Here is a 24,940-nt window from a genome sequence, read left to right on the forward strand (position 1 = left end):
GCAGGTGACGTCGCAGCGGCGGTTCGAGGGCTCCTCGGGCGCGGACCGGAGCGAGGGTCGCGCGCTGCGACCCTCAGCTGGAATTGGTGGAAAGGAGCCCCCGCATGGCCGGTCAAAGCGGATTGAGTGTCGACGTCCACGTAGCCCCGATGCGTCCGGTCGCGGGTCCGGTCGGCCAGGCGTCCCTGGGAACGGCCGGTGTGGTCACCGTGCAGCAGCACGCTCATCTCCGGCGGGCGGGACGCCGTACTGGTCGACACGCTCATCACCTACGACCAGGTCGACGCCCTGGCCGACTGGGTCGAGGGGTTCGGCAAACGGGTCGTCGGCGCCCTCGTCACGCACGGCCACTCCGACCACTGGGTCGGTCTCGCCAGGCTGCTGGAGCGATTCCCCGGGGCACGCGGACTGGCCACCGAGGAGGTCCTGGCGCGGGCCCGCCACGAGGCCACCGACGACGCGCTGCGAACATACTGGCAGACGGTCTTCCCCGGCGAGATTCCCGCCGAGCCCGTGCTGCCGGAGCTCCTCGACACGGACCCGGTCGACCTCTAAGGCCACTCACCGCGGATCATCGACATCGGCCAGGCCGACACGGAACACTCGACGATCGTGCACGCGCCGTCGATCGGCGCCGTGGTCGCCGGTGACCTCGTCTACAACCAGGTCCACATGATGACCGCCTACACCGACGCCACGGCACGGGAGGCATGGATCGCGAACCTCGACACCGTCGCGGCCCTGAATCCGAGGACCGTCATCTCAGGGCACAAGCGCGTGGGCGCGCCCGACTCTCCCGACACGATCGAACAGAGCAAGGAGTACCTGCGCGAATTCTCCCGCGTCGCCGCCGAGCAGGACACCGCGCAAGGGATCGTCACCGAGATGCTGAAGCTCCACGGCGACCGGGACAACCCCTACACGCTCTGGCTCTCTGCCCGGCGCACCTTGGCGAACCGCTGAGTCGGCCGGCGGCGCGCGTCCGGGAGTGCGGGGACCCGCCCGCATTCCTGGTTTGTTCCGGTAGATCTTCCGGTAGTCCGTCCCGTTCTTCTTCCTGGTGTCCCCGCCTGTCCCGATGTTCTGCTGTACGCGGTCAAGCAGCCATCTCATCATCGAGTACAGGAAGGTGCCGCCCGTGAACGACCTCAGTTCCCGGACCCCGCAGGAGATCTTCCAGAGCCACGGCAAGGCGCTCCTCGCCGAGGACCTCGACGGGATCGTCGCGAACTACGCCCCCGACGCGGCCTTCATCACCCCGGACGGCGTCCGGCACGGCCGGGACGGAGTCCGCGAGGGCTTCGCCCGGCTGTTCGCCGACCTCCCCCACGCCAAGTGGGACCTGACGATCCAGACCTTCGAAGGCGATGTCCTCTTCCTGGAGTGGTCCGCCGACTCCGACACCAGCCGGGCTCAGCACGGCGTGGACACCTTCGTCTTCCGCGACGGGCTCATCCAGACCCAGACGGTCCGCTACACGCTGACCCCGAAGAGCTGAGGAGAGCGGGCCCACGCCGTACCCGCGCCCTGGCGGCATCGATCCGAACCGGTGGCCTGCCCCGTGACCGGACCAGCAGCACTTCAGCCCATCCGTCTGTACGGATATGTCAGCATCATGCGGTGTTGACACACATATCGCGAAACAACCCTGAAGGAGTATTTCGTGTCATCCTTACGCGCCGTCCTCCGCTCCACCCGGGTGCTTCGTTACTCGGTGGCCGCCGTGAGTGCAGCCTTCCTCGCCACTGCGCCGGCCGCGCATGCCGCTGCGAACCAGGCGCCGTCCCCCTGTCCAACCCATTCCTGATCGCGAACGCCAACCAGCACATGGTGCTGTGTGCCGACCCGAACAGCACCATGGCAACCGTCGAGCCGCTCACCCTCACCATTGACCCCCTGTGCGTGTGGCAGCAGAGCGGGTCCGGCAGCGATTTGGTCCTGTACAACGCCAAAAAGGACATGGTCCTGGGCATCAATAACCCCACAGCGCCTTTCAACGGCGATCCCGTCGACCTGATGCCGTACGACTCGACGAACAAGTACGAGCAATGGGCTTGGGGGAGTCCGGGTGGGAGCGGTCTCCTCGGCGTTCCGCTGCTCTTCTACCCCAACTCGGGCTACAACCTGAACGCTCACAACGGCCAGGGAAAGTACCTCACCATCACCGACGAAGACCAGCCGACCAGGCAAGACCAGAGCTGGAATACGGTCTCGATCGCGAGCTGAAAGGTCCCGCCAAGCTACCGGTACGGCATGCCGCGCGCCCGCGCCGACGGCATCGGCCCTTGGGAGCAATTCCGGCAACCGGCTCGTCGGCGCGGGTGCGAGAGGGGAGCCGCACCGGTTGTCCGCCCGCGAGCCTCGGCAGAGCTCGGACCTCTCGCACCGGGAGGTCCGGGCCCTGCGGCACCTACCGGGCGTGGCCGGCTCCGGCCAGGCGCACCAGTTCCGTCCTGCTGGTCACCCCCAGCGTGCGGCCGACTCGCTCCAGCATGCCGGTCACGTCCTGCGGAGTCAGCAGCAGGGCCTGGGCGACCTGACGGTCACTGTGACCGGCGCCGACCAGTTCCACCACCCGGTGCTCGGTCAGCGACAGGCTCGGAGCCACCGTCGGCGCGGCTTTCGGACGCGCCCCCAGCTCGGCCAGCATCCGGCGTACCCGGCCGGCCAGGAGGACACTGCCGCAGGTCTCGGCGAGGTCCAGGGCCTGGGTGAGAACTTGGCGGCCCTGGTCGGCCTCTCCCTTGCGCGACAGCGCGGCGCCCAGCTCGTACTGGGCCCGGGCCAGTTCCAGGCGGGCCGGAGACCGCTCCAGCATGGCGACGGCCTCGCGCAGGAGAGCCTCCCCCTCGGAGCCGCCCATGACGACACCCAAGCAACACGACGCCAGGCCGATCACTCGCTCGGTGCCCCAGCGATGAGCCAACTCCAGTTCCTCGTTGGCCAGCTGGAGCGCGTCGGTGCGCTGTCCGAGCGCCAGGTGCAGCCGCGCCGCCTGCGATCGCCAGGGCGCCCCGGCCAGGTTCGCGACCTGCGTCCGCTTCTCCTGTGCACCGTACTCCAGCAGGACCGTGAGGGCAGCGGCCGGATTGCCCCGCCCGGCATACAGCCGGCTGCGTGCGAGGACCACCGGCCCCTGCCACAGCCAGCCGGCCCGATCGGTGTCGGCGTCCGGCGTCAGTACCCGTGCCGCCGCGGCCGGGTCGCACCGCTCGATCAGCGATTCACCCACCTGAACCATCAGCCCCAGCCGTGCCCGAGGCTCCAGGCCCTCGCCGCTCGTGGCGGCGGGATGTCCGAAGTCCGGGGTGAGCGCCAGCTGTTGGCCCCGACGCGCGCGGACCCCGAGCCGCCAGATCATCGCCGACGACACCATGAGGAAGATGCCCCAGCGCGCACCGATGTCGGCGATCTGGTCGAACCGCGCCGCTGCGTCGTCGAGGCGGTCGGTGGTCATGTAGGCCATCCCGGCCAGGCTCACGAGCATCTGTGACTGGTCCATGGCCGCCAGTCCGCCGCGCAGGGCCCGGTCGAGGAGGCTGTTGGTGACCTCGGCACTGGCGGCCGAGGCGGCCAGCGCGGCCAGGACCGCGCACTCACCCGGGGTGTCACCGGCCAGCTTGTGATCCCACAGCCGGCTTGCGAGTCGCCGGGCAGCGGGGAGGGTGGACAGCTGGTCATAACCGATCAGGAGCATCTGGGCCTGCAGAAACCACGACACCTCACGGGCCGTCCCGGTGCCGTCGTCGGCGTGCCGCAAGTCCTCCACCGCTCGGGCGAGCACCTCGACGGCGTCCGCGTGCTCATGGCCGAGGAACAGCGCGTTGGCGAGCAGGTAGGCCGCATGGGCGCGGGAGTACGGGTCCGTCAACACGGCGGAGGCCTGCGTCAGATGATGCCGCGCGGCGCCGATATCGAGCTGTAACTCGTCCTCGCCCAGCTCCAGCAGCAGCGGACCGCGTTCTTTGCCGGTCATCGGCTCCCGCAGGGCCCGGCGGAGGTAGGCCGCGGTGATCTCCGGGGCACCTCGGCCGCGCGTGGCCCGCGCCGCCTGCCGCAGGGTGTCGACCCGCCAGGCCTCACCGCTCGGTTCGGCCAGCAGCAGGTGGGCGGCTACCAGATCGCCGGCCGCCCCCTCGCGCCGCAGCAGTTCGGCCGCCCGTGCGTGTCCGGCGGCCAGCTCCACCGGTCCGACGACGGTCTCGGCGATCGCGGCGCGGACCAGGGGATGCTCGAACCGTGCGACCTCACCAGGTGCCAGCACACCGATCCGCTGCAACCGGCGGCCGTGCTCCCGGGCCTGCGCCTCGCCCAACTCCGCCAGTTCGGCCACGAGATGCCAGTCGGCCCCGTCCCCCAGCACCGCCAGGGCCTCGACCAGACGCCGGGTCGGCTCCGGCTGGCCCGTCAGCCGCTTGACCACGGTGTCCGCCAGAATCCGGCCGCGGAACTCCTCGACCAGATGTACCTGGGCGCCGACGGGCCTGACCCCGTTGTCGGCGAGCGTGCGCAGCAACTCGCGCAGCAGCAGGGGGTTGCCCTGGGTCGCCTCTGCGCAGGCGGCGGCGAACCGCGGTTCGGTGCCCTGGCCCAGACTCGCCCGCACCAGCCCGGCCACGCTGTCGGCGCCCAGCGCCGGCAGCCCGACCGTCAGGCAGTCCGGCTGGGCGGCGATCCGCTCCAGCAACGGCTCGGCCCGGGTCCCGCTGTCCGGCCGTGCCGCCAGCACCAGCAGCAACGGCAGACCGCGCAGACGCCGCGCCAGGTACTCCAGCCACCGTAAGGACGGGCCGTCCGCCCAGTGCACGTCGTCGACCACCATCGCGACCGGCCCGTCATCCGTGACATGCACCATCAGCCAGTACAGGCTGTGCAGCAGGCCCTGTGACGCCTCGGGGGACAGCCCTCCGCCCTCGTCGGCTCCGGCCACGAGCAGGGCGTGCGACGCCAGCTCCGCCGGTCCCGACAACAGCCGCTCCCGTCCGGCACTACCGGCTCGACCGAGCAGCGGCTCGACCAGCTGCCGGAGCACGGAGAAGGCGAAGCCCTGTTCCAGCTCTCCCCCGCTGCCCCGCACCACCCTTATGCCCCGCGACTGCTCGGCCGCCGCCCAGGTGTCCACCAGGGAGGTCTTCCCCATCCCCGCGCTCGCCCGCACCAGCACCACCGCGCCCCGGCCGGCCCGAGCCTCGCCGGCCGCGCGCGCGAGTACCGCCAGCTGGCTGCGACGATCGAGCAGACCTGGTCCCGTCGCAGCGTCATCGGCCGGAGGAACGCCCTGCCGGCCGGAACGGCCGGCGGCCAGCAGCGCGGCAGCGTCGGCGTCGGCCAGCCCCAGTGCCGACACCAGCAGCTCCACCGTGCGCCGCTGCGGCCGCTCCCGGCGGCCCCGCTCCAGGTCCCTGATCGACCTGGCCGACAGCCCGGCGGCCTCGGCGAGCGCCTCCTGCGTCAGCCCCGCGGTCCGGCGTAACTCCCGCAGCATCTCGCCGAACGTCATCACACGCCGCCCCCACCGTCAGCCCAGGACGCCGACCACCGGGAAATGTGACGGTGTGCGTCGTGCCACCACTGATCATCAGTGCCGGGTCAGGACCTTACCGGGGGGACCGCGGGGCCTGCCACTACGACTCGCGGTCCTCAGGCTCAAAGGTTGCCTCGATGAACTCCCTTTCCCTGTAAGTCAGTTGCATGTCAGGCGGGCTGCCACAGTTCGATCCGGTTGCCCTCGGGGTCGGTGACCCAGCCGAATCGGCCGACGCCTTCCATGTCCTGCGCTTCTTCGGCCACGTCCGCCCCGTTGGCGCGCAGTTGTGCGAGCATCGCGTCCAGGTCGCGGACCCGGAAGTTGAGCATGGTCCGCTGGGCGCGGGACCCGAAGTAGTCGGTCTCGGACTCGAACGTCGCGAACACCGTCGGGCCGGCTTCCTGGCTCCACAGTCCGTTCTCGTCGGCGTCGAGGCCCAGGCAGTCGCGGTACCACGCGCTGAGGGCCGCCGGATCTGCGGCCCTGAGGAAGTAACCACCGATTCCAAGCACACGTTCCATGCGGCCATCCTGCCAGCACGGCGATCGGACGGGCCGATGCCCCGCGCGGGCGGCGCATGCGGGTCGGCGCCGTGCTGTTCGGCCGCTCGTAGGCCGTTGCCCCGGCTCCGCGCTCGCCCCCCGCAACGGGCCGAGCAGGCGATGAAGCTCGCGCAGCCCATACGGCGACCGGGCCCGTGCGCGCCCCCTCCTCCGGGTTTCCCAGCGCGATCGCATCGTCTCGGCCCAGGGCATGTGACCGGTCGGCGACCGGACGTCGCCCTGTCCTCACCAGCGGCCCAGGACCTCGACGTCCTCAAGGGGCCGGCTGCGCCCCCTTGTCTACGGCACCGCCGTAGGTGCGCGGTCACGTGCGCCGGAGCGCACGTGATGGGACCGGCCGCCGACTACGGGCCGCACGGGATGCCGCCGTGCCCCCGGTGCCGGAGCGTGGTCGTGACGGCGCCCTCCCCCGCGGTGGCGCCCGCCCACACCCCGGCCCGGGGGCCCGCGCCGAAGGCCGAGGCCGCCGGGGAAGCGAGAGGAAACCACCATGACGTCACCCGCATCGCCGGCCACCGTGGTTCTCGTGCACGGCGCGTTCGCGGACTCATCGAGCTGGTCCCGCGCGGTGTCCCGGCTGGCCGCGGCGGGCGTCGCGGCCGTGGCGCCGGCGAACCCGCTTCGGGGTCTCACCGCCGACGGTGAGTACATCGCGAGCGTCGTGAGCCAGCTCGACGGCCCCGTGCTGCTGGTCGGCCACTCGTACGGCGGTCCAGTGATCACCTATGCGTCGGCCAAGGCGGAGAACGCCAAGGGGCTGGTCTTCGTCGCCTCCTTCGGGGTCGACCAGGGCGTGTCCACGCTCGGTTCGAACGAGGCCTTCCCGCCCGCCGAACTGGACAGCTCCCTGCTGCCGCGCACGTTCCCGCGCGGTGCGGAGACCGGCACGGAGGTCTACATCCAGCCGGAGCGCTTCCACTCGGTGTTCTGCGCGGACCTGCCGGACGACGAGGCCGCCGTGCTCGCGGTCAGCCAGTGCCCGGCCACCGACGTGGCGTTCGGTGAGCCCCTGGGGGTCGAGCCGGGCTGGAAGAGGCTGCCGAGCTGGTTCGTGGTCGCCGGCTCCGACCACGCGATCAACCCGGACGCGGAGCGTGCCGCGGCCGAGCGGATGGGGTCGACTGTCACCGAGATCGCCGGTGGCTCGCACGCCACCGCGCTGACCCACGCGGACGAGGTGGCGCGGATGATCGTCGGTGCGCTCGGCGAGATCGGGTGACACCCTGCAGACACCACGGGACGGCAGTCACGTGGACGTTTCCACGGAATCCGGAGGACCAGACGATCTGGAGGAGAACATGACCGATCTACTCTCAGAGGTTCTCGAGGCCCACGGCGGCCTGCAGCGGTGGAACCGGTTCACGGCCGTCACCGCCACCATCGTCAGCGACGGAGAGCTGTTCGCGGGCAAGGGCCTGCCCCAGGATCTCCAGCCGCGCCGGATGACCGTCGCCCTGCACGAGGAACACGCCTCGGTGAGCCCGTTCGGGGCTCCCGGGCAGCACACAGACTTCACCGCGGGCCGTATCGCGATCGAGCGCGCGGACGGCACGGTCGTGGCCGAACGGCTCGACCCGAGGAAGGCGTTCACGGGACACACCCGGGAGACTCCCTGGGACCCGCTGGACCGCGCCTATTTCAACGGCTACGCCCTGTGGACCTACCTCACCACTCCCTTCTTCGCGGTCATGAAGGGCATGGGTGTGGAGGAGGCCGACCCCTGGGACGAGTCGCCGACCGAGCGGTGGCGCCATCTGCGGGTCACCTTCCCCGACGACATCGCGAGCCACAGCACCGCCCAGGACTTCTACTTCGGGGACGACGGCCTGCTCAGACGCCATGACTACCACGTCGACATCGCCGGCGGCTTCGCGGCCGCACAGTACGTCCACGACATCGAGGAGGCGGACGGGATCAAGTTCCCCACCAGGCGTCGAGCGTATCTGCGCCGGCCCGACGGGCGTCCCGACCACGACCATGTCATGGTCGGTATCGACTTGAGCGACGTCCACTACGCCTGACGGCGGCGGCGCGCCCCGGCCCGCCCGGTCCTCGGCGGTCGCGTGGTCGGGTACGCGGCGCCACCACGCGTGGCACGTGATGTGGGATCGGGCGGCGGGCGGCACGCTGTGTACACGGGAGGCGTCTGCGTGGCGGGGAAGCCGGGAGGGCCGGCGGGGCCGTTCGCCGTCCGCACCGCGCAAGGAGACGCGTCACATGCTCGCGATCCAGCTCACGCAGTTCGGGGAGCCCGAGCAGAGCCTGAAGGTCGTCGACATCCCCGAGCCGGGGACTCCCGCCGCGGGCCAGGCGCTGATCCAGGTGGAGTACGCCCCGCTGGATCACCACGACCTGCTGCTGGCGCAGGGCGTCTATCCGGTCCGGCCCGAGCTGCCCAGCGTCATCGGCAACGAGGGAGCCGGCACGGTCCTGGCCATCGGGCCGGACGCCACCCGGATCCGCCCCGGCGACACCGTCCTGCTTCCCTTCGGCACCTTCGCCTGGTCAGAGCAGCCGCGCGGCTGACCGTCGTCGACCCGTCCGTCGGCCTCGAACAGGCCGCGATGCTGACCATCAACCCCACCACCGGAGCGCTGCTCGTGGAGGCGAGGCAGCTGCCCGCCGGTTCGTGGCTGGTGCAGAACGCGGCGAACAGCGGGGTCGGCCGTTCCGTCATCGCCTTCGCCGAGGAGCGCGGACTTCGTACGGTCAACATCGTCCGCCGGGAGCAGCGGATCGCCGAACTCGGGGAGGGCGCGGATCTCGTACTGGTCGACACCCCGGACGTGGCCGCGCGTGCACGTGCGGTCATCGGCGATGATCCGGTGCTCCTGGGGCTCGACGGGGTCGGCGGAGCGGCGACCTCGCTGCTGCTGGCTGTGCGGACCGAGGGCGCTCTGCTGGTGGTCTACGGCTATATGAGCGGTGCGCCGTTCACCCCCGACCAGCTGGTGCTGCGGGCGAAGAACATCACCACGACGGAGTTCTGGCTGTACGAGGACAAGTACCTGCCCCGGCATCCCGCCCTGGGCGCGGAGTCCGCGCGACTGGTCGCCGAGGGGAAGCTGACGCTGCCCTCCGCTCCCGTCTACAGGGCCGAGGACTTCGCCGATGCCCTGGCGTATCTGCGTGGGCACGGCAAGGTCCTGCTGGACTTCAACCCCCATCGCGCGTAAGTCTCGCTGCACAAGGAAGAGCACCATGGTCACGTACAGCACGATCGGCGTACTCGGCGCGGGCGAGGTGGGCCGGGCGGTCACCGGCCAGGCCGTCCGCCACTACGACGACGCCGGGCTGCTGCGACGCCATGGCTACGCCGCCGAAGTGCTGGGCCGCCCGCCGGCCGCGCACTTCTGCGAGAAGCACGTGACCGAACTGGGGCTGGTCTGCCCGACGCACCGTCATGTCGTGCCGATCGACGCGAACGGTGAGGTTCTGCCGGAGCCCGTCCTCATCACCATCGACCTCGCGGCGATCTCCGTCGCCTGATCACTCTGCCGACCGGGCGCCGGGCTGTCAGCGGGTGTCTCAGGACGGCAGTGTCCAGCTCTGGTTGGCGGCTCCCGAGCAGGACCAGATCTGCAGCCGGGTGCCGTTGGCCGAACTGGGGCCGGTGGCGTCGAGGCACTTGCCCGACTGCGGGTTGACCAGAGAGCCGTTCGAGCCCGCCTGCCAGACCTGCGATGCGGTGCCGTTGCAGTCGTAGAGCTGCACCTTGGTGCCGTCGGCGGTGCCGGCCCCGGTGACGTCCATGCACTTGCCGAGTGCGGTGAGCGTGCCGGAGCTGCCGACGGTCCAGTTCTGCGCGGTGGTGCCGTTGCAGTCGTAGAGCTGTACAGCGGTGCCGTTGGTGCTGCTCGCGCCCGCGACGTCCACGCACTTGCCGCCGTAGCCGTGGATCGGTCCTGTGGCGCTCGTGGGCGGGGTGACCGGGCCGGACTGGCCGGACGCCCACTTGATCTCCTGGAGCAGGAGCTGGTTCTGCTGGGCGCTCGCGAACGTCGAGGACAGGGTGGTGTTGGTCGCGTAGTCCATCGCGTTGTGGCCGAAGTTGTTGTAGACCATCTTGTAGTTGCGGTTGGACCAGACGATCGGGTAGTAGCCGCTGTACCAGGTCTGGTTGGGGTCGGTGCCGATCGGGAAGGTGGACGGGGCCATCGAGGCGAGGATGTCGATGGCCGGGTTCTGCCGCAGGTCGTTCTGCCAGCTGTACCACTCGCTCACCGAGGACGTGATGGTGGACGGCAGGTTCGCGGTCGCCGGGTGCGAGGGGTCGTCGATCTGCAGGGTCTCCTCGGTGGGGCCCCAGGTGTTGCTCTTGAAGGTGCCGGTGCCGAGGAACGTGTTGTGGTACCAGGGCCAGTCGCTGGTGTCGTCGTTGTACGCGGAGACGTGGAAGCCGATGAAGCCGCCGCCGCCCGCCATGTAGCTCTGGAACGCGGCCTGTTGGGACGCGGTGTGGGGGTAGTCGTCGAGGAACATGACGACCTGGTAGCCCGCGAGGGTCGCGGAGTTGAGCCGGCTCCAGTCGGTGGTCGCGGTGTAGGTGAAGCCGCCCGCCGCGCCGGCCTGCGGGAACCAGCTGTTGGCCTCGTGGTCGAAGCTGATGTGCGCCGCGTCGTACGTGCCGTCGTAGAAGGCGATCACGTTGACGGTGGTGGCGGCGCGGGCGCTGTGCGCGGGACCGGACAGCAGGCCGAGCACCACGGCGGCCAGGGCGAAGAGTCTCAACAGGGTGCGGGGCCAGGCTATGTACGGGTGGGGGGTGATCATGCGAGGACCTTCCTCGGGCGTGACCGCTGAGTGACATGTACACGTGTGCTGCATTGAAGGCCCGGGTTCACGTACATGTCAATGGTTCAGACCAAGAGTCGGCGACTACTTGAGGCCGCTGAGCATGACGCCCCGGATGTAGTGCTTCTGCAGCAGCAGGAAGAGGACCAGGACCGGCAGGATGCTCAGCACCAGCCCGGCCATCACGATGGGCAGCGTGCGGGTCGGATCGACGTAGTCCTGCAGGAACTGGATGCCGACGGGCAGGGTCATCACCTCCGGGTTCGCGGTCGAGATCAGCAGCGCCCAGATGTACTCGTTCCATGCGTCGACGAAGGTCAGCAGGCCGAGCGTGACCAGGACCGGCCTGGTCTGCGGGACGACGATCCGCCACCACACCGCGAACTCCCCGGCGCCGTCGATGCGCGCGGCCTCCAGGACCTCGTCGGGGATGGAGATCATGAACTGGCGCGTCAGGAAGATCCCGAAACTGCTGACCAGGAACGGCATGGCGAGCGCCACGATGCTCACGGTCAGGCCCGCGCCGCCGCGCCCGAGCAGGTCGTTGCCGCCCGCGAGCGGCCAGTGCACCAGGATCAGGAAGTGCGGGATGAAAAAGAGGAACGGCGGGAACATCATCGTCGACAGGACGAGACGGAAGACGAAGTCCCGTCCGGGGAAGCGGAGTTTGGCGAGCGCGTAGCCCGCGAGGGACGACGTGAGCAGCACCGAGCCGGTGATCAAGGCCGTGGCGACGACGCTGTTGCGGAAGAGCACCGGCAGATCGAGCTGCTGGATCGCCGCCCGGTAGTTGGACAGGTCGAACGCCTTCGGCAGGAAGCGGTACGGCAGCGTGCCGGCCTCGTCGGGTCCTTTGAAGGACGTCATCACCATGTCGAGGAAAGGCACCACCGTGAGCACGGCGCCGGTGACGACCAGCAGGTACGACAGCCACGGGAAACGGCGGCGGATCACGCGTCCTCCCCCTTGCGCCGGAAGAGCCACAACTGGACCAGGGTGACCGCGAGGACCACCGTGAACAGCACGAAGGCGGCGGCGCTCGCGGCGCCCCAGTCGCCGTAGGAGAAGGCCTGCCGGTACATCTCGAGCGCGGCCACGTTCGTCGCGTCGCCCGGTCCGCCCCTGGTCATCACGATGATCAGCGCGAACGACTGCAGTCCGGTGAGGAACTGGGTGATGCACACGAACAGCAGGGACGGCCGCAGCAGCGGCAGGGTGATCCTCCAGAAGACGGTGACGGCTCCGGCCCCGTCGAGCGCGGCGGCCTCGTAGTACGACTCGGGGATGGACTTCAGCCCGGCGGTCAGCACGAGGATCGCCGAGCCGACCGACGCCCAGGCCTGCACGACCACGACCGCGGGCAGCGCGGTGTCCGGGTCCTGGAGGAACGCCACCGAGCCGAGGCCGAGGGTGTTGAGGACACCGTTGACGAGGCCGCCCGGCTCGTACATGTACTTCCAGACGTTCCCGACGGCGACGACGGTCGTGACGATCGGCAGGAAGTACAGGGTGCGCCACAGGCCCTGGAAGCGGAGCTTGTCGATGCAGGTGGCGACGAGCACGGAGCCGGCGAGCGCGAGCACCACCGTGCCGAGGGCGAACAGCAGCGTGTTGGTGAGGATCGGCGCCAGGAACGTCGAGCCGTCCGCGAACAGACCGGCGAAGTTGTCCAGGCCGACCGGCTCGATGTCGCCGAGGTCGAACCCGGCCCAGCGGGACATCGACAGCAGGAGCGCGAAGCCGAGCGGCAGGAGGAGGAAGACGGCGTAGAACAGCAGCGTCGGCGCCAGGAAGAGGTAGGCGACGACGGCCTGGCGGCGCCGGTGCCGGGCACGGCCGCGGACGCCGGCGGCGGACCTGTCGCGCGCCGCCCGCTCGGTCGCCTCCGGTGCCAGGGTGGCGTTCACCATGACAGGGACACCTCCTGGTCGACCTGGCGGCGGGTGGTGCGCAGGGCCTCGTCGACCGACTGCTGGCCGGTCCACAACGCCTCGATGTTCTTGCGGAGCAGCGACTTGGCCTGCTGTGCGCCGGGCACGTTCGGCTCCGGCACCGCGTAGGCCAGCGCGTCCAGGAAAGGGTGGAGATTGGGATCGCCGCCTGCGCCGAGGAGCGTCCGCATGTCGTCGGCACGGCCGGTCAGGGAGCCGACCGACACCTGCAGTGCGCTCATCCGGGTCGCGCCGCGCACCTTCTCGGTGTTGAGCCAGCGCAGGAACTCCCAGGCCTCGCGCGGGCATTCGCTGGCCGTGTTGACCCCGAGCATGAAGCCGGTGGAGAGGGTGGCGCGCCTGCCGCCCGCCTCGGGGAGGGGCACCGGCGCCACGCCGACGTCACGGTAGCCCTTGCCCATCAGGGCCTTCAGGTTCGCGGTCCACCAGCCGGCGCTGATCACCATGGCGACCTGCCCGGACGCGAACGCGTTGTACACGTTGACGCCGGGGTCGCTCGCGCCCTTGGCGACCAGGCGGCGCTCCAGATCGAACACGGCCCGGCCGGCCGGCGAGTCGATGGCGGTGCGTCTGCCGTCCGCCGAGACGAACCGCCCGCCGGCGGCGTTGAGCAGCGCGAGGGTCTGGCCGACGGTGGTGGAGTCGTCGAAGGTCGACAGCCCGAACCCCTGGACCAGCGCGTTGCCGTAGCCGTCCCGCCTTGCGGTGCGGTACGCCGCGTCCTCCAGCTCCCGCCAGGTGCGCGGAGGGCGGTCGACGCCGGCCTCGCGCAGCAGCCGCTTGTTGTAGTAGAGGGCGTAGGTCTGCATCTCGGTGGGGTAGCCGTAGACGTTGCCGTCGACCGTGGCGGAACCGACCGCGGCCGTGCCGTAGCCCCGCCTGATCTCCTCGGCGTGCTCGGGCGGGGCGGGCCGCAGGACGCCTGCCTGGACGAGCTGGCCGTTCCAGAGGCAGTAGGGATGGAGGATGTCGGCGCCCTGGCCCGCGGCCTGCCGGACCATGAACGTGGTCAGCAGGTCCGTGAACTCGACGGCTTTCGTCTGCACCTTGACCCGGTCGTGCAGGGCGTTCCACTCGTCGACCGGGCCCTGCAGGGCGGTCTTGAGCTCCCCGCTCGCGTAGTGGGAAAGCAGGGTGAGGACGATCGGGTCCCTGGGCCGCCCGGTGCCCCGGTGCGGTGCGGCGCAGCCGGAGACGAGCAGCGCCGAGGGCAGCGCGAGCGCGAAGTGACGGCGGCTCAGTGCCGGCTTCACCGGTCGGTCTCCCGGCGCAGCACGCGGAACACCCGGGTCGTGGTGAAGCCGGTCTTGCGGTACAGGTGGCCGGCCGGGGACTGTGCGCCGGTCCACAGGAACCACGCGGAGTGGGCGCGCAGGGCCCGCATCCGCTGCAGGACCAGGTGGAGGAGGACTTCGCCGAGTCCGGTGCCGCGCAGCTCCTCCAGCACCCCGATCGGGCCGAACCTCTCGTCCACCGAGTCGAAGGCGCCGTGCATCGCCCAGCCGACCATGCGGCGCTCGGGGTCCCGGGCCGTGACGATTCGGTCGAGCGGTGTGCCCGCCGTCAGACACGCGCGGATCGTGCACGCCCAGTCCGGGCCGAAACGGCTCCCGGCGAGGGCGAGGAGATCGACCAGGTCGTCGTCGGACGGGGTGGCGAACCGGTAGCCCCGCGCGGTCAGTTCGTCCAGGCGGCGGGCGACGGCGTCCGGGAAACGGTAGCCGGTCAGCACACGGTCCATCGCCGCCGCCTCGTACAGCGTGCGAAAGCCCAGCGAGTCGAGGAGTCCGGCCGCCTCCGGGTACGCCTCGGCGTCGAGACCGGGAAAGACGTAGTTCGGGGTGTACGAGGAGAAGTCCACCCGGGTACGGCCGTGGCCGCGCAGCCACTCCAGGGCCTCGGTCAGCAGCAGTCGGCCGAGACCGCGTCCGCGGGCCGCCGGGTCGACGAAGAAGAACGGGATCCAGCCCTGCTCCGGCTCCAGGTCGGTGCCGGCCAGCGGCGTCAGCCGGCGCACCGCGTAGGCGGCACCGACGACACGGTCACCGTCGACGGCGATCCGCAGCCCCTCCGGGTCGAAGTTGGGGTCGAGCAGCACCAGGGAACGGAAGCGGTCCGGGGTGATGGGATCGGCCGGCGCGCTCCGGCGCCACGCCTCCACCACCCCCGGACCGTCGCCCGCGCGGAAGCCACGGATCCCCGGCCGGGTTGTCGTCGTGCGGTCGGTCATCGGCGGGGTCGTCCTTCCGGGCGTACGGCAGATCTTGCGGCAGGGCTTGCGGCAGATCTCGCGGCAGGTGGTGCGGCACGTCTCAGGCGTAGAGCAGGACGTCGTCGCCGGCCCACCGGCCGGGCGGGGCCGGCGGTTCGCAGAGCGGCAGCAGGTCGTCGCCCGCGTCCACGGCGCGCCGCAACCGGTCGGAGCCCCACAGCAGGTCGACGAAGTGCCGGTGGCCGGTGTCCTCGGCGCCCTCGTCGGCGGTGTGCCAGGCGAAGTCGTCCGGGTGGAGCCGCCGTAGCATGGCGAGCATGGCGACGGCGGTGCGTACGGGCATGAACGCCTCGCGGTCGGTGATGTGGAGCTGTACCCCGCGCAGCGGCCGCCCGGCGTGCTTGTGGAAGGCCGGCCGGTACCGCAGATCACGGAAGTGCACTCCGGGCAGGGCGAGTTCGGCCAGTGCGGGAGCGAACCGGGCGTCGATGTACGGGGCGCCGACGATCTCGAAGGGCTGTGTGGTGCCCCGGCCCTCCGAGAGGTTCGTCCCTTCGAAGAGGCAGGTGCCCGGGTAGACGGCGGCCGTGGCGGGCGTCGGAATGTTGGGCGAGGGCGCGATCCACGGCAGGCCGGTGGCCGCCGCGTCCATGGCGCGCCGCCAGCCGGCCATCTCGATCACCGTCAGATCGGCGGCCCTGCCCGCCGCTCGGGGCACGGCCGAGGAGTTGAGGTGCCGGGCGAGTTCACCGCACGTGAGGCCGTGCCGGACGGGGATCGGAGCGCGCCCGACGAAACTGGCCCACACCGGGTCGAGCAGGGGGCCCTCGCAGACGAGTCCGCCGAGCGGGTTGGGCCGGTCGGTGACCAGGAACCGGATGCCGGTACGGGCCGCCGAGACCATGAGGTCGAACATGGTCCACACGTAGGTGTAGAACCTGGCCCCGATGTCCTGCAGGTCGTACACCAGGGCGTCGACGCCGCTGTCGATCAGCACTTTGTCGAGCCGCTCACCGCTGCACCGGTAGGTGTCGTACACCGGGAGGCCGGTGTCGGGATCCGTCCCGGCGGCCTCGCCCGCTCCGGCCCGGGCGGTGCCGTGCAGTCCGTGCTCGGGGCCGAAGAGGGCGGCCAGCCGGGCTCCGGCGTCGAGCAGCGCGGGCGCGGCCGGGCGCAGGTCGGGAAGGACGCCGGTGTGGTTGGTCACCAGTCCGAACCGGCCGGGCCCGGCGAGCCCGGGCGCCGCGTGCAGCCGCGCGATCCCGGTCGTCACCGCGCCGCGGTCGTCCGTGCTCATGCCTTGCCCCGTCTGCCGGTGACACCTTCTCAGCAATGGTCGGGAACTTACTCTTTGGTCCCGGAATTCCCGTAATGAATCGCCGACCGATCGCTTGCCGTATGTGTCACCCGCACAGCCGGGCACGTTCCGTCCCCGCAAGGATGTTCGGGCTTCCCCGAAGCCGCGGCCCACCCCGCGGAGTGATCCTTCGCGGGCCGGGTGCCCCGAAGGTGTGACGGCGCCGGTCGCTCCGACTCCCGTCCGAGGCGGGGACGTTGAAACAGGCATGGGCCTCAGCGACACCCCTTCCTTCGTCCAGTTGTCCGACGCCTACTGGCTGGACAGCCCCCATCTGGCTGAGAGCGCCCCCGACCCGGCGCCCCCGACCCCGGTCCCGGTCCCGCCTACCGGCTTCCCGTGGCGGACCGCGATGGTCGGTCTGTCGGCGCTCACCGTCGCGGTCGCGTTGGTCATGGCACTCGTATGAGTGCCGGGCCGGGCCTGAGCGTCACGACACGCCGACGGTTGTCGCCCGGACGTGGGACGTTTCCGTGTCGACGGGGCGTCGGGACGTGGTGACGGTGTGTGATGGCATCGGGCCTCGGTGTTTCCCCCGTGCCCGTCGTCACCGTTTTCATCGCTCACGAAGGACATCACGATGCGTCTCAGCCGTCCGCTCGCCGTCACTCTCGGCGGGCTCGCCCTAGCCGTCATCACCATGGGTCCGGCGTCCGCCGCCCAGGGTTCGTTCGTCTGGGTGGGGCCGAAGGGCACGGCGTACGCCATCCAGAACCCGCCGGACCGCAAGTGCCTCGACATGGCGCAGGAGGCGCGCGGGCCGCAGAACGCGACGAAGAAGGCGCTCGTCGTCTACAGCAAGCAGAAGTGCAAGGGCACCGCTCGCCGGCTCGCTCCCGGGCACTCGGCGCCCGGGAGCGTCCGCTTCGCCAGCGTGGTCTTCAACCCCCGCTAGGCCGACGGCCGTACAGCCTCGGTGGCGCCGAACACGTCGTGGTGTTCGGCGCCACCGGTCTTCGCCCGGGCCGGTCAGACTCCCCCGGCCACCGCGACGCCCAGTGCGCACAGCACCACGCCGGTGACGATGTTCAGCCCGCGCCGCACCGCCGGGCGGGACACCAGGGCCCGGCCCCGACCGACGGCCCAGGTGAAGAGCAGGTACCAGCAGACGTTGACGAGGGCCCAGAGGGCACCCAGCGCGATGGTGCTCAGGAGCACGGGACCGTCCGTCGTGACGAACTGGGGCAGCACCGAGACGGCGAAGACACCGGCTTTCGGGTTGCCCAGCGCCGTACCGAGTCCGGCGCCGTACGCACCCCGGAGTCCGGCGGGACCCGCTGTCGTGGCCCCCGGGCCGGAGGCCGAGGGGGCGCACTGCCTCGCCGCGGACCTGAGGGTGTTGACTCCCAGCACCAGCAGCACCGCTCCGCCCGCGAGCCGCACCAGCAGATAGGCGTGCGGGTTGGCGAGGAGCACCGCGGAGAGGCCCACCGCGGCGGCGGTCGACCAGACGAGCAGTCCGGTGGCGTTGCTGGCGATCGTGACCCTGGCGGGCCGGGGGCCGAACTCCAGGGTCTGCCGGATCATGAGGGCCTGCCCGGCGCCCGGGAGCATGGCCAGCAGCCAGGTGGTGATCACGAAGAGGGGCAGATGGATGGGCACGGCGCGGCCGACCTTCTTCCTGGTGCGGGGGGACGATCTGGTGCGGGTGGATGATCCGTCACCAGGCTGGCGCGGGCCGCGCGTGAAGAGAAGTTAGAGCTATGCAGGTCAGCATTAAGATGTTTTAGTGATGACCTCGGATCCCGGGCAGCTGCGTCTGCTCGCCATGATCGACCGTCATGGCTCGCTGACCGGCGCCGCCCACGCCCTCGGTGTGACCCCGGCCGCGGTGACCCAGCAGGTGGCCCGGGCTGAGCGGGACTGGAACGCGCCGCTGGTGGTGCGCGGGCCGCGCGGGGCGTCGCTCACACCGGCCGGGGCGCTGCTCGCGGAGCACGGCCGGGTCATCGACGAGCAGACGGAACTGGCCGGTGAGCGGCTCGCCGCGCTCCTCGGCCGTCTGTCGCTGCGCCTGCGGGTCGGCGCCTTCCTGGCCGCCGGGCTGCATCTGCTCCCGCCTGCCCTGACCGCGCTGCGCCACCGCTGTCCGCAGGCGGACGTGTCGGTGGAGGACCTGCTGTCCGACCGCGGCGTGGAACGGGTCGCGGCGGGCGAGCTCGACGTCGCGGTGATCGCCTCCTGGGCCCTGCCCCCGGAACCCTCCCCGCACATCGCCGTGCACACACTGCTGCGGGACCCGATGGTCATCGTCCTGCCCGACGACCACCCGCTGGTCACCGGGTCCCCCGCCGGCACACCCCTGCGCCTGGAGCAGCTCCGCGACGAGTCCTGGGTGACCATCCTGGCCGGACACGCCGCCCGCGAGCAGCTCGACCGGGCGGCGAACAGCGCCGGTTTCACTCCCCGGATCCGCTTCCAGACGGCTTCGTACGACCTCGCCCAGGCGCTCGTCGGAACCGGCATCGGCGTCGCCCTCGTCTCCCGGCTGGCCCTCACCCGGGCCCCCGGCACCACGCACCGCCCGCTCGCCGACCCGCCGCTCCACCGCGACCTGCACGCCGTGACCAGGTCAGACACCGCCCTCACCCCGCTGGCGGACGTCTTCCGGGACCTGCTCCTCGACGTGGCCGCCGACCTGAGGGACACCTGGCCGTCACAGGGGTGACCGGGCGACCGCCACGACATACGCCCCGAACAGCATCGAGACCGCGGTGAGCGCGCCGAGGACGACCACGGCCTGGGCCGGTCGGCTGCGCCAGCTCCTGACCAGGGCCTGGGCGAGGGGGATGAGCAGGGGGAAGGCGGGGAGCAGGAAGCGGGGCTTGGAGGAGAAGGAGCCCGAGCCGCCCAGGACCACCAGGAGCAGGACGCCCGCGAAGACCACCAGGGCCAGCGGGGCCCGGTCCAGACAGAGCAGGCAGAACAGCAGGATCCCCACGGCGACGATCACCAGGGACGCCGCGTAGACGAAGGCGCCGCCGTGCAGCAGCAGGCTCTTGAGGAGGAGCAGGGATCCCCGGCCGAAGTCGAAGCGGGAGTCCCAGGCGCTCTGCACCTTGAAGTAGCCGTGCAGCAGGCTGCCCGTCCGTTGCCCCACCCACAGGACGTAGCCGAGCCAGCCGAGCGGGGCCAGCAGACATCCCGCCCACAGCCCGGCCGGGACGCGCCCGCGCCGCCGTACCGCTTCGTACGCGCCCGCGACCAGCACGGCCGCCGCGACCGCGAAGCCGCTCGGACGCGAGAGCCCCGCCAGCGTGGCCAGTACGCCGGCCCACAGCCAGCGGCCTCTGAGCACGCAGTAGAGGGACCAGGCCGCGAGGGCGGAGAAGAGGGACTCGGTGTAGGCGACGGTGAGTTCGACCGACTGGGGGAGTACGGCCCACAGGGCGACGAGCGCGGTGGCCACGGATCGGCCGTACAGGTGATCGCCGATCCGGTAGACGCCCCACGCGGCGACGACGGCGGCGGTCCAGGCGACGGCCAGTGCGGCCTTGCCCGGAGTGAGCGGCAGGACCGTCGTCAGGGCGCGCACGAGCCCGGGGTAGAGCGGGAAGAACGCCCAGTCGGTCTGTACGGCTCCCCTGCGGGTGATCGTGATGAGGTCCCCGTAGCCGTGCGCGGCGATGTGCAGGTACCAGCGGGCGTCCCAGAGGTGGGCCAGGTTCTTGACCAGCGGGTGTCCCATGGCGTGGTTGGCCACGACGACGACGGCCACCCCGGCGAGCCGCACCGCCGTGAACAGCGCGAGGGCGGGCAGCAGGCCGGCAGGGGGGCGGCGGACGACCGCCGGGCGGTCGGGAGTGAACTTCGCGGGCGACTCGGGCCGCGGAACGGAGGACGTGCTCACGTTCCGACCATCGGCAGGGAGAAGCGGTCGCGCAACGCGACACCGGCGATTCTCGCGGTCTTCCGCACCGGTTCAGACCCACGCGACCCGCATCACATAGGGACCCCCTTGATCGATCATTCACCCCCCGGTTTAGCATATGAGCGCCACCTAGCTCGATCGAGAGATGGATCTGTGACTGTCAACGACGACTCGTTCACCAACTGGAAGAATCGCGAGGAGATCGCGGAGTCGATGATCCCGATCATCGGGAAGCTGCACCGGGAGCGGGACGTGACGGTCCTCCTCCACAGCCGCTCCCTGGTGAACAAGTCGGTGGTCAGCATCCTCAAGACCCACCGCTTCGCCCGCCAGATCGACGGCGCCGAGCTCTCGGTCACCGAGACGATGCCCTTCCTCCAGGCGCTCACCACACTGGACCTCGGCCCGTCCCAGATCGACATCGGCATGCTCGCCGCCACCCACAAGGCGGACGACCGGGGCCTGAGCGTCGAGGCGTTCACCGCGGAGGCGGTCGCCGGGGCCACCGGCGCCAACAAGATCGAGCAGCGGGAGCCGCGGGACGTCGTCCTGTACGGCTTCGGCCGCATCGGCCGCCTGGTCGCCCGGCTGCTCATCGAGAAGTCCGGCTCCGGCAACGGCCTCCGGCTGCGGGCCATCGTGGTGCGCGGTGGCGGCGGCGAGGACATCGTCAAGCGCGCCTCGCTGCTGCGCCGCGATTCGATCCACGGCCAGTTCCAGGGCACGATCACCGTCGACGAGGAGAACAGCACGATCCTCGCCAACGGCAACGAGATCAAGGTGATCTACGCCGACGACCCGTCCGCCGTGGACTACACGGAGTACGGCATCCGGGACGCCATCCTCATCGACAACACGGGCAAGTGGCGCGACCGCGAGGGCCTGTCGAACCACCTGCGCCCGGGCATCGAGAAGGTCGTCCTGACCGCGCCCGGCAAGGGCGACGTCCCGAACATCGTGCACGGCGTCAACCACGACACGATCAAGCCGGACGAGCAGATCCTGTCCTGCGCGTCCTGCACCACCAACGCGATCGTGCCGCCGCTGAAGGCGATGGCCGACGAGTACGGGGTGCTGCGCGGGCACGTGGAGACGGTCCACTCGTTCACCAACGACCAGAACCTGCTGGACAACTACCACAAGTCCGAGCGTCGCGGCCGGTCCGCGCCGCTCAACATGGTGATCACCGAGACGGGTGCCGCCTCCGCCGTCGCCAAGGCACTGCCCGACCTCAAGGCGCGGATCACCGGCAGCTCGATCCGGGTGCCGGTGCCGGACGTGTCGATCGCGATCCTCAACCTCCAGCTGGCCCGCGAGGCCTCCCGAGAGGAGGTCCTCGACTACCTCCGCGAGGTGTCGCTGACCTCGCCGCTGAAGCGCCAGATCGACTTCATCACCGCTCCCGACGCGGTCTCCAGCGACTTCATCGGTTCGCGGCACGCGTCGATCGTCGACGCCGGCGCGCTGAAGGTGGAGGGCGACAACGCGATCCTCTACCTCTGGTACGACAACGAGTTCGGCTACTCCTGCCAGGTGGTCCGGGTCGTGCAGCACGTCTCGGGCGTGGAGTACCCGACGTTCCCGTCCCCGGCGGTCTGATCTCCTCGCTCACCCGGCTCACCTCCCTTGCCTCAGAGGGGAGGTGAGCCGTCCGCTTTTCGCGCCCGCTTTCCCCCCGCCTTCCCGCCCGCACCGCACCCTTGACGCTCCCCCGGAACGGATGGCAACGTTTTTATCGATACAAAGGATCTCTTGATTACCGCTGCCCCGCTGTACCGGATCCCGACAGGAGCACCCGTGTCCACCGCCACCGCGATCATCAACCTCGACATCGAGGGCCCGACGATCAGCCGCCATCTCTACGGCCACTTCGCCGAGCACCTCGGACACTGCATCTACGGCGGCTTCTGGGTCGGCGAGGACTCCCCCGTCCCCAATGAGGGCGGTATCCGCCTCGACGTCGTGGAAGCCCTGCGCGCCCTGGACATCCCCAACCTCCGCTGGCCCGGCGGCTGCTTCGCCGACGAGTACCACTGGCGGGACGGCATCGGCCCGCACGAGCAGCGCCCCCGGATGGTCAACACCCACTGGGGCAACGTCGAGGAGAACAACCACTTCGGCACCCACGAGTTCATGGCCCTGTGCGAACTCCTCGGCGCCGAGCCCTACATCAGCGGCAACGTCGGCTCGGGCACCGTCCGCGAGATGAGCGAGTGGGTCGAGTACCTCACCCGGGACGGCGACAGCCCCATGGTCCGGCTGCGCAAGGAGAACGGCCGCGAGGAGCCCTGGCGGGTGAAGTACTGGGGCATCGGCAACGAGACCTGGGGCTGCGGCGGCAACATGCGCGCCGAGTACTCCGCCGACCTGGCCCGCCAGTACGCCACCTACTGCCGCGACCACGGCGACAACAAGCTCTACCGCATCGCGTCGGGCGCCTCCGACGCCGACTACAAGTGGACCGAGACCCTGATGCAGCAGATCAGCTGCTTCGGCTGCGAGGCCACCCCGAAGAACTTCTTCCAGGGCCTGTCCGTCCACTACTACACCCTCGCGGGCCCCTGGGAGGCCAAGGGCAGCGCCACGGAGTTCGACGCCGAGGACTACTACCGCACGATGCTGTCGGCCCGCCGCATCGACCGCATCCTCGCCGGCCACTCCACCGTCATGGACGTCTACGACCCGGGCCGCACGGTCGGCCTGGTGCTGGACGAGTGGGGCACCTGGTGGGACGTGGAGCCCGGCACCGACCCCGGCTTCCTCTTCCAGCAGAACACCCTGCGGGACGCGCTGGTGGCGAGCACCCACTTCGACATCTTCCACAAGCACGCGGCGCGCCTGCACATGGCCAACATCGCCCAGACCGTCAACGTGCTCCAGGCCATGCTCCTCACCGACGGCGACGCCCTGGTCCTGACCCCGACGTACCACGTCTTCGAGATGAACAAGGGCCACCAGGACGCGACTTCGCTCCCGGTGCACCTGCGCGCCGAGGGCGCCCGCCGCCGCGTCGGGGACGCCGAACTCGACACCCTCTCCGCCTCCGCCAGCGTCAAGGACGGCAAGGTCCTGATATCGGTGAGCAACCTGGACGCCGGGGAACCCGCCGATATCACCCTCGACCTGCGCGGCGGCACCCTCGGTGAGCCGACCGCCCGCATCCTGACGGCCGACAAGCTCCAGGACCACAACACACCCGCGGCGTCCACGGCGGTGGCGCCGCGGGCCTTCGAGGGTGTGACCGTCACCGCCGACGGCCTCAAGCTCACCCTCCCGCCCCACTCGTTCGTCACCGTCCAGGCCCCCCTCGACCAGCGCTGACCCCAGGAGTGCGCACATGACCCGATCCGCACGCCCGCTGCCCGCACGGCACCTGCGTCCGCCGATGGGCTGGAACAGCTGGGACTGCTACGGCACCACCGTCACCGAGGGGGAGGTCCTCGCCAACGCGGAGTTCATGCGCGAGCACCTGCTGCCGCACGGCTGGGACACGGTGGTCGTCGACATCCAGTGGTACGAGCCCACGGCCCGCGCCCACGGCTACAACCCGGACGCACCGCTCGTCCTCGACGACCACGGCCGCCAGCTCCCCGCCCCGAACAGGTTCCCCTCCGCCGTGGCCGGGGCCGGGTTCGGGCCGCTGGCCGAGCGGGTGCACGGCATGGGCCTGCGGTTCGGGCTGCACATCATGCGGGGCATCCCCCGACGGGCCGTGGAGGCGAAACTCCCGGTGTTCGGGACGGATTTCACGGCCGCCGACGTGGCCGACACCGACTCCGTGTGCCCCTGGAACTCCGACAACTACGGCCTGAACCACGACCACCCCGGCGCCCAGGCCTACTACGACGCACAGGTCGCCCAGTTCGCGGACTGGGGCGTCGACTTCGTCAAGGCCGACGACATGCTCTTCCCGTACCACGAGCGGGAGATCGCCGCCTACGCACGGGCCATCGAGCACAGCGGACGGCCCATCGAGCTCAGCCTCTCCCCCGGCACGGACATGTCGGTGGCCCGCCTGGACCATCTGCGGGAGCACGCCACCATGTGGCGGGTGTGCGACGACCTGTGGGACCGGTGGGAGGACGTCGAGGCGCAGTTCGCGCGCATGGCCCGCTGGGCACCCTGGCAGGGCGCAGTATCGACATGCGGCTCCGCCGCGTGTGGCTGGGCGGACGCCGACATGCTGCCGCTGGGCCGCATCGGTATCCGTGCGGAGCGCGGCGAGGACCGTCACTCCCGTCTCACCCGCCCCGAGCAGGTCAGCCTGCTCACCCTCTGGCTGATCTCCCGCTCGCCACTGATGATGGGCGGCGACCTGCCCACCAGTCCGCCCGAGACCATCGAACTGCTCACCAACGACGAGGCGCTCGACGTCCTGTGGCACAGCACCGGCAACCGGGAGGTGCTGCGGGAGCGGGACCTGGTGCTGTGGACCGCCGGGGACTCCGACGGGCGCACCCGGTACGCGGCCGTGTTCTCGCTGGCGGGCGAAGAGCGCCGGTTCGAGGTGCCGCTGGGGTCGATCGGGGCCGGACCCGGCGACCGGATACGGGAGGTCTGGACCCGCACCGACACCGCCCACGACGGCCGCCGGCTGGTGGCCGAGCTGCCCGCCCATGGTGCCGCCCTCTATCGTCTTGGCGAGGACGGCAGCCGGGAGTGAG

Annotated in this window: 25 protein-coding genes; 15 read left to right on the plus strand and 10 right to left on the minus strand. The window is 70.8% G+C overall.

The features are described from left to right. Positions 1-198 precede the first annotated feature (198 nt). From EDD90_RS01290 to EDD90_RS01305, 4 genes are all read left to right on the plus strand, one after another. On the plus strand, positions 199-555 hold the full coding sequence (locus tag EDD90_RS01290; RefSeq protein ID WP_123971316.1) for an MBL fold metallo-hydrolase: 357 nt from the start codon (positions 199-201) through the stop codon (positions 553-555). A gap of 57 nt (positions 556-612) precedes the next feature. After that, complete coding sequence (locus tag EDD90_RS01295) at positions 613-963, plus strand: hypothetical protein (protein ID WP_123971317.1); 351 nt, start codon at positions 613-615, stop codon at positions 961-963. A gap of 175 nt (positions 964-1,138) precedes the next feature. Beyond that, complete coding sequence (locus EDD90_RS01300) at positions 1,139-1,498, plus strand: nuclear transport factor 2 family protein (protein ID WP_260327500.1); 360 nt, start codon at positions 1,139-1,141, stop codon at positions 1,496-1,498. Positions 1,499-1,857: 359 nt separating this feature from the next. After that, positions 1,858-2,226, plus strand: coding sequence for a hypothetical protein (locus EDD90_RS01305; protein WP_123971319.1), 369 nt, complete (start codon positions 1,858-1,860; stop codon positions 2,224-2,226). Positions 2,227-2,410: 184 nt separating this feature from the next. On the opposite strand, the gene EDD90_RS01310 is transcribed toward EDD90_RS01305, so the two are convergent. Beyond that, positions 2,411-5,500: an AAA family ATPase gene (locus EDD90_RS01310; protein WP_123971320.1), complete on the minus strand. Its 3,090-nt coding sequence runs from the start codon at positions 5,498-5,500 to the stop codon at positions 2,411-2,413. A 194-nt stretch (positions 5,501-5,694) separates the two neighbouring features. Next, entirely contained in the window at positions 5,695-6,048 is a 354-nt protein-coding gene (locus EDD90_RS01315) for a VOC family protein (protein ID WP_123971321.1), read from the minus strand. A 532-nt stretch (positions 6,049-6,580) separates the two neighbouring features. Between EDD90_RS01315 and EDD90_RS01320 the strand changes: the two genes are divergently transcribed. From EDD90_RS01320 to EDD90_RS55030, 5 genes are all read left to right on the plus strand, one after another. After that, entirely contained in the window at positions 6,581-7,309 is a 729-nt protein-coding gene (locus EDD90_RS01320) for an alpha/beta fold hydrolase (protein WP_123971322.1), read from the plus strand. Between the two features lie 79 nt (positions 7,310-7,388). Further along, complete coding sequence (locus tag EDD90_RS01325) at positions 7,389-8,111, plus strand: hypothetical protein (protein WP_123971323.1); 723 nt, start codon at positions 7,389-7,391, stop codon at positions 8,109-8,111. A gap of 196 nt (positions 8,112-8,307) precedes the next feature. Further along, positions 8,308-8,616, plus strand: coding sequence for an alcohol dehydrogenase catalytic domain-containing protein (locus EDD90_RS01330; RefSeq protein WP_185148854.1), 309 nt, complete (start codon positions 8,308-8,310; stop codon positions 8,614-8,616). A gap of 38 nt (positions 8,617-8,654) precedes the next feature. Next, positions 8,655-9,266, plus strand: coding sequence for a zinc-binding dehydrogenase (locus EDD90_RS01335; protein ID WP_123971325.1), 612 nt, complete (start codon positions 8,655-8,657; stop codon positions 9,264-9,266). A gap of 25 nt (positions 9,267-9,291) precedes the next feature. After that, positions 9,292-9,579, plus strand: a complete 288-nt coding sequence (locus EDD90_RS55030) for a hypothetical protein (RefSeq protein WP_185148857.1) — start codon at positions 9,292-9,294, stop codon at positions 9,577-9,579. 39 nt (positions 9,580-9,618) lie between these two features. On the opposite strand, the gene EDD90_RS01345 is transcribed toward EDD90_RS55030, so the two are convergent. The 6 genes from EDD90_RS01345 to EDD90_RS01370 form a co-directional block, all read right to left on the minus strand. Beyond that, the gene (locus tag EDD90_RS01345) at positions 9,619-10,863 is read right to left on the minus strand and encodes a ThuA domain-containing protein (RefSeq protein ID WP_123971326.1); all 1,245 of its coding nucleotides are present in this window, start codon (positions 10,861-10,863) and stop codon (positions 9,619-9,621) included. A 105-nt stretch (positions 10,864-10,968) separates the two neighbouring features. Then, on the minus strand, positions 10,969-11,838 hold the full coding sequence (locus tag EDD90_RS01350; protein WP_123971327.1) for a carbohydrate ABC transporter permease: 870 nt from the start codon (positions 11,836-11,838) through the stop codon (positions 10,969-10,971). Beyond that, positions 11,835-12,794 carry a carbohydrate ABC transporter permease gene (locus tag EDD90_RS01355; protein WP_123971328.1) on the minus strand — a complete coding sequence of 320 codons (960 nt, stop codon included), beginning with the start codon at positions 12,792-12,794 and terminating at the stop codon, positions 11,835-11,837. The genes EDD90_RS01350 and EDD90_RS01355 overlap by 4 nt, the downstream gene beginning before the upstream one ends. Then, positions 12,788-14,089, minus strand: coding sequence for an ABC transporter substrate-binding protein (locus EDD90_RS01360; protein ID WP_260327502.1), 1,302 nt, complete (start codon positions 14,087-14,089; stop codon positions 12,788-12,790). Before EDD90_RS01360 ends, EDD90_RS01355 begins: the two co-directional genes overlap by 7 nt. Then, on the minus strand, positions 14,086-15,066 hold the full coding sequence (locus EDD90_RS01365; protein WP_123971329.1) for an N-acetyltransferase: 981 nt from the start codon (positions 15,064-15,066) through the stop codon (positions 14,086-14,088). The genes EDD90_RS01360 and EDD90_RS01365 overlap by 4 nt, the downstream gene beginning before the upstream one ends. An 82-nt stretch (positions 15,067-15,148) precedes the next feature. Beyond that, a complete protein-coding gene (locus tag EDD90_RS01370; RefSeq protein ID WP_123971330.1) occupies positions 15,149-16,345 on the minus strand; it encodes an exo-beta-N-acetylmuramidase NamZ domain-containing protein in 1,197 nt (398 codons plus the stop codon). Positions 16,346-16,613: 268 nt separating this feature from the next. On the opposite strand from EDD90_RS01370, the gene EDD90_RS01375 reads away from it, so the two are divergent. Together EDD90_RS01375 and EDD90_RS01380 are read left to right on the plus strand one after the other, a co-directional pair. Continuing rightward, positions 16,614-16,814, plus strand: a complete 201-nt coding sequence (locus EDD90_RS01375; RefSeq protein ID WP_123971331.1) for a hypothetical protein — start codon at positions 16,614-16,616, stop codon at positions 16,812-16,814. 171 nt (positions 16,815-16,985) lie between these two features. Next, positions 16,986-17,300, plus strand: coding sequence for a hypothetical protein (locus EDD90_RS01380; protein WP_123971332.1), 315 nt, complete (start codon positions 16,986-16,988; stop codon positions 17,298-17,300). A gap of 74 nt (positions 17,301-17,374) precedes the next feature. On the opposite strand, the gene EDD90_RS01385 is transcribed toward EDD90_RS01380, so the two are convergent. Continuing rightward, complete coding sequence (locus tag EDD90_RS01385) at positions 17,375-18,007, minus strand: LysE family translocator (protein ID WP_123971333.1); 633 nt, start codon at positions 18,005-18,007, stop codon at positions 17,375-17,377. Positions 18,008-18,137: 130 nt separating this feature from the next. On the opposite strand from EDD90_RS01385, the gene EDD90_RS01390 reads away from it, so the two are divergent. Next, the gene (locus EDD90_RS01390; RefSeq protein ID WP_123971334.1) at positions 18,138-19,073 is read left to right on the plus strand and encodes a LysR family transcriptional regulator; all 936 of its coding nucleotides are present in this window, start codon (positions 18,138-18,140) and stop codon (positions 19,071-19,073) included. Here the strand turns inward: EDD90_RS01390 and EDD90_RS01395 are convergent. After that, positions 19,062-20,255 carry a glycosyltransferase family 39 protein gene (locus tag EDD90_RS01395; protein WP_260327504.1) on the minus strand — a complete coding sequence of 398 codons (1,194 nt, stop codon included), beginning with the start codon at positions 20,253-20,255 and terminating at the stop codon, positions 19,062-19,064. The genes EDD90_RS01390 and EDD90_RS01395 overlap by 12 nt on opposite strands. A gap of 174 nt (positions 20,256-20,429) precedes the next feature. On the opposite strand from EDD90_RS01395, the gene EDD90_RS01400 reads away from it, so the two are divergent. The 3 genes from EDD90_RS01400 (at position 20,430) to EDD90_RS01410 (ending at position 24,939) form a co-directional block, all read left to right on the plus strand. After that, on the plus strand, positions 20,430-21,875 hold the full coding sequence (locus EDD90_RS01400; protein ID WP_123971335.1) for a glyceraldehyde-3-phosphate dehydrogenase: 1,446 nt from the start codon (positions 20,430-20,432) through the stop codon (positions 21,873-21,875). A 198-nt stretch (positions 21,876-22,073) separates the two neighbouring features. Beyond that, positions 22,074-23,597, plus strand: coding sequence for an alpha-N-arabinofuranosidase (locus tag EDD90_RS01405; RefSeq protein ID WP_123971336.1), 1,524 nt, complete (start codon positions 22,074-22,076; stop codon positions 23,595-23,597). Positions 23,598-23,613: 16 nt separating this feature from the next. Beyond that, positions 23,614-24,939 carry a glycoside hydrolase family 27 protein gene (locus EDD90_RS01410; protein ID WP_260327505.1) on the plus strand — a complete coding sequence of 442 codons (1,326 nt, stop codon included), beginning with the start codon at positions 23,614-23,616 and terminating at the stop codon, positions 24,937-24,939. Position 24,940: the final 1 nt, after the last annotated feature.

Source organism: Streptomyces sp. Ag109_O5-1 (assembly GCF_003814875.1).
In the GTDB taxonomy this organism is placed as follows: Bacteria; Actinomycetota; Actinomycetes; order Streptomycetales; family Streptomycetaceae; genus Streptomyces; species Streptomyces sasae.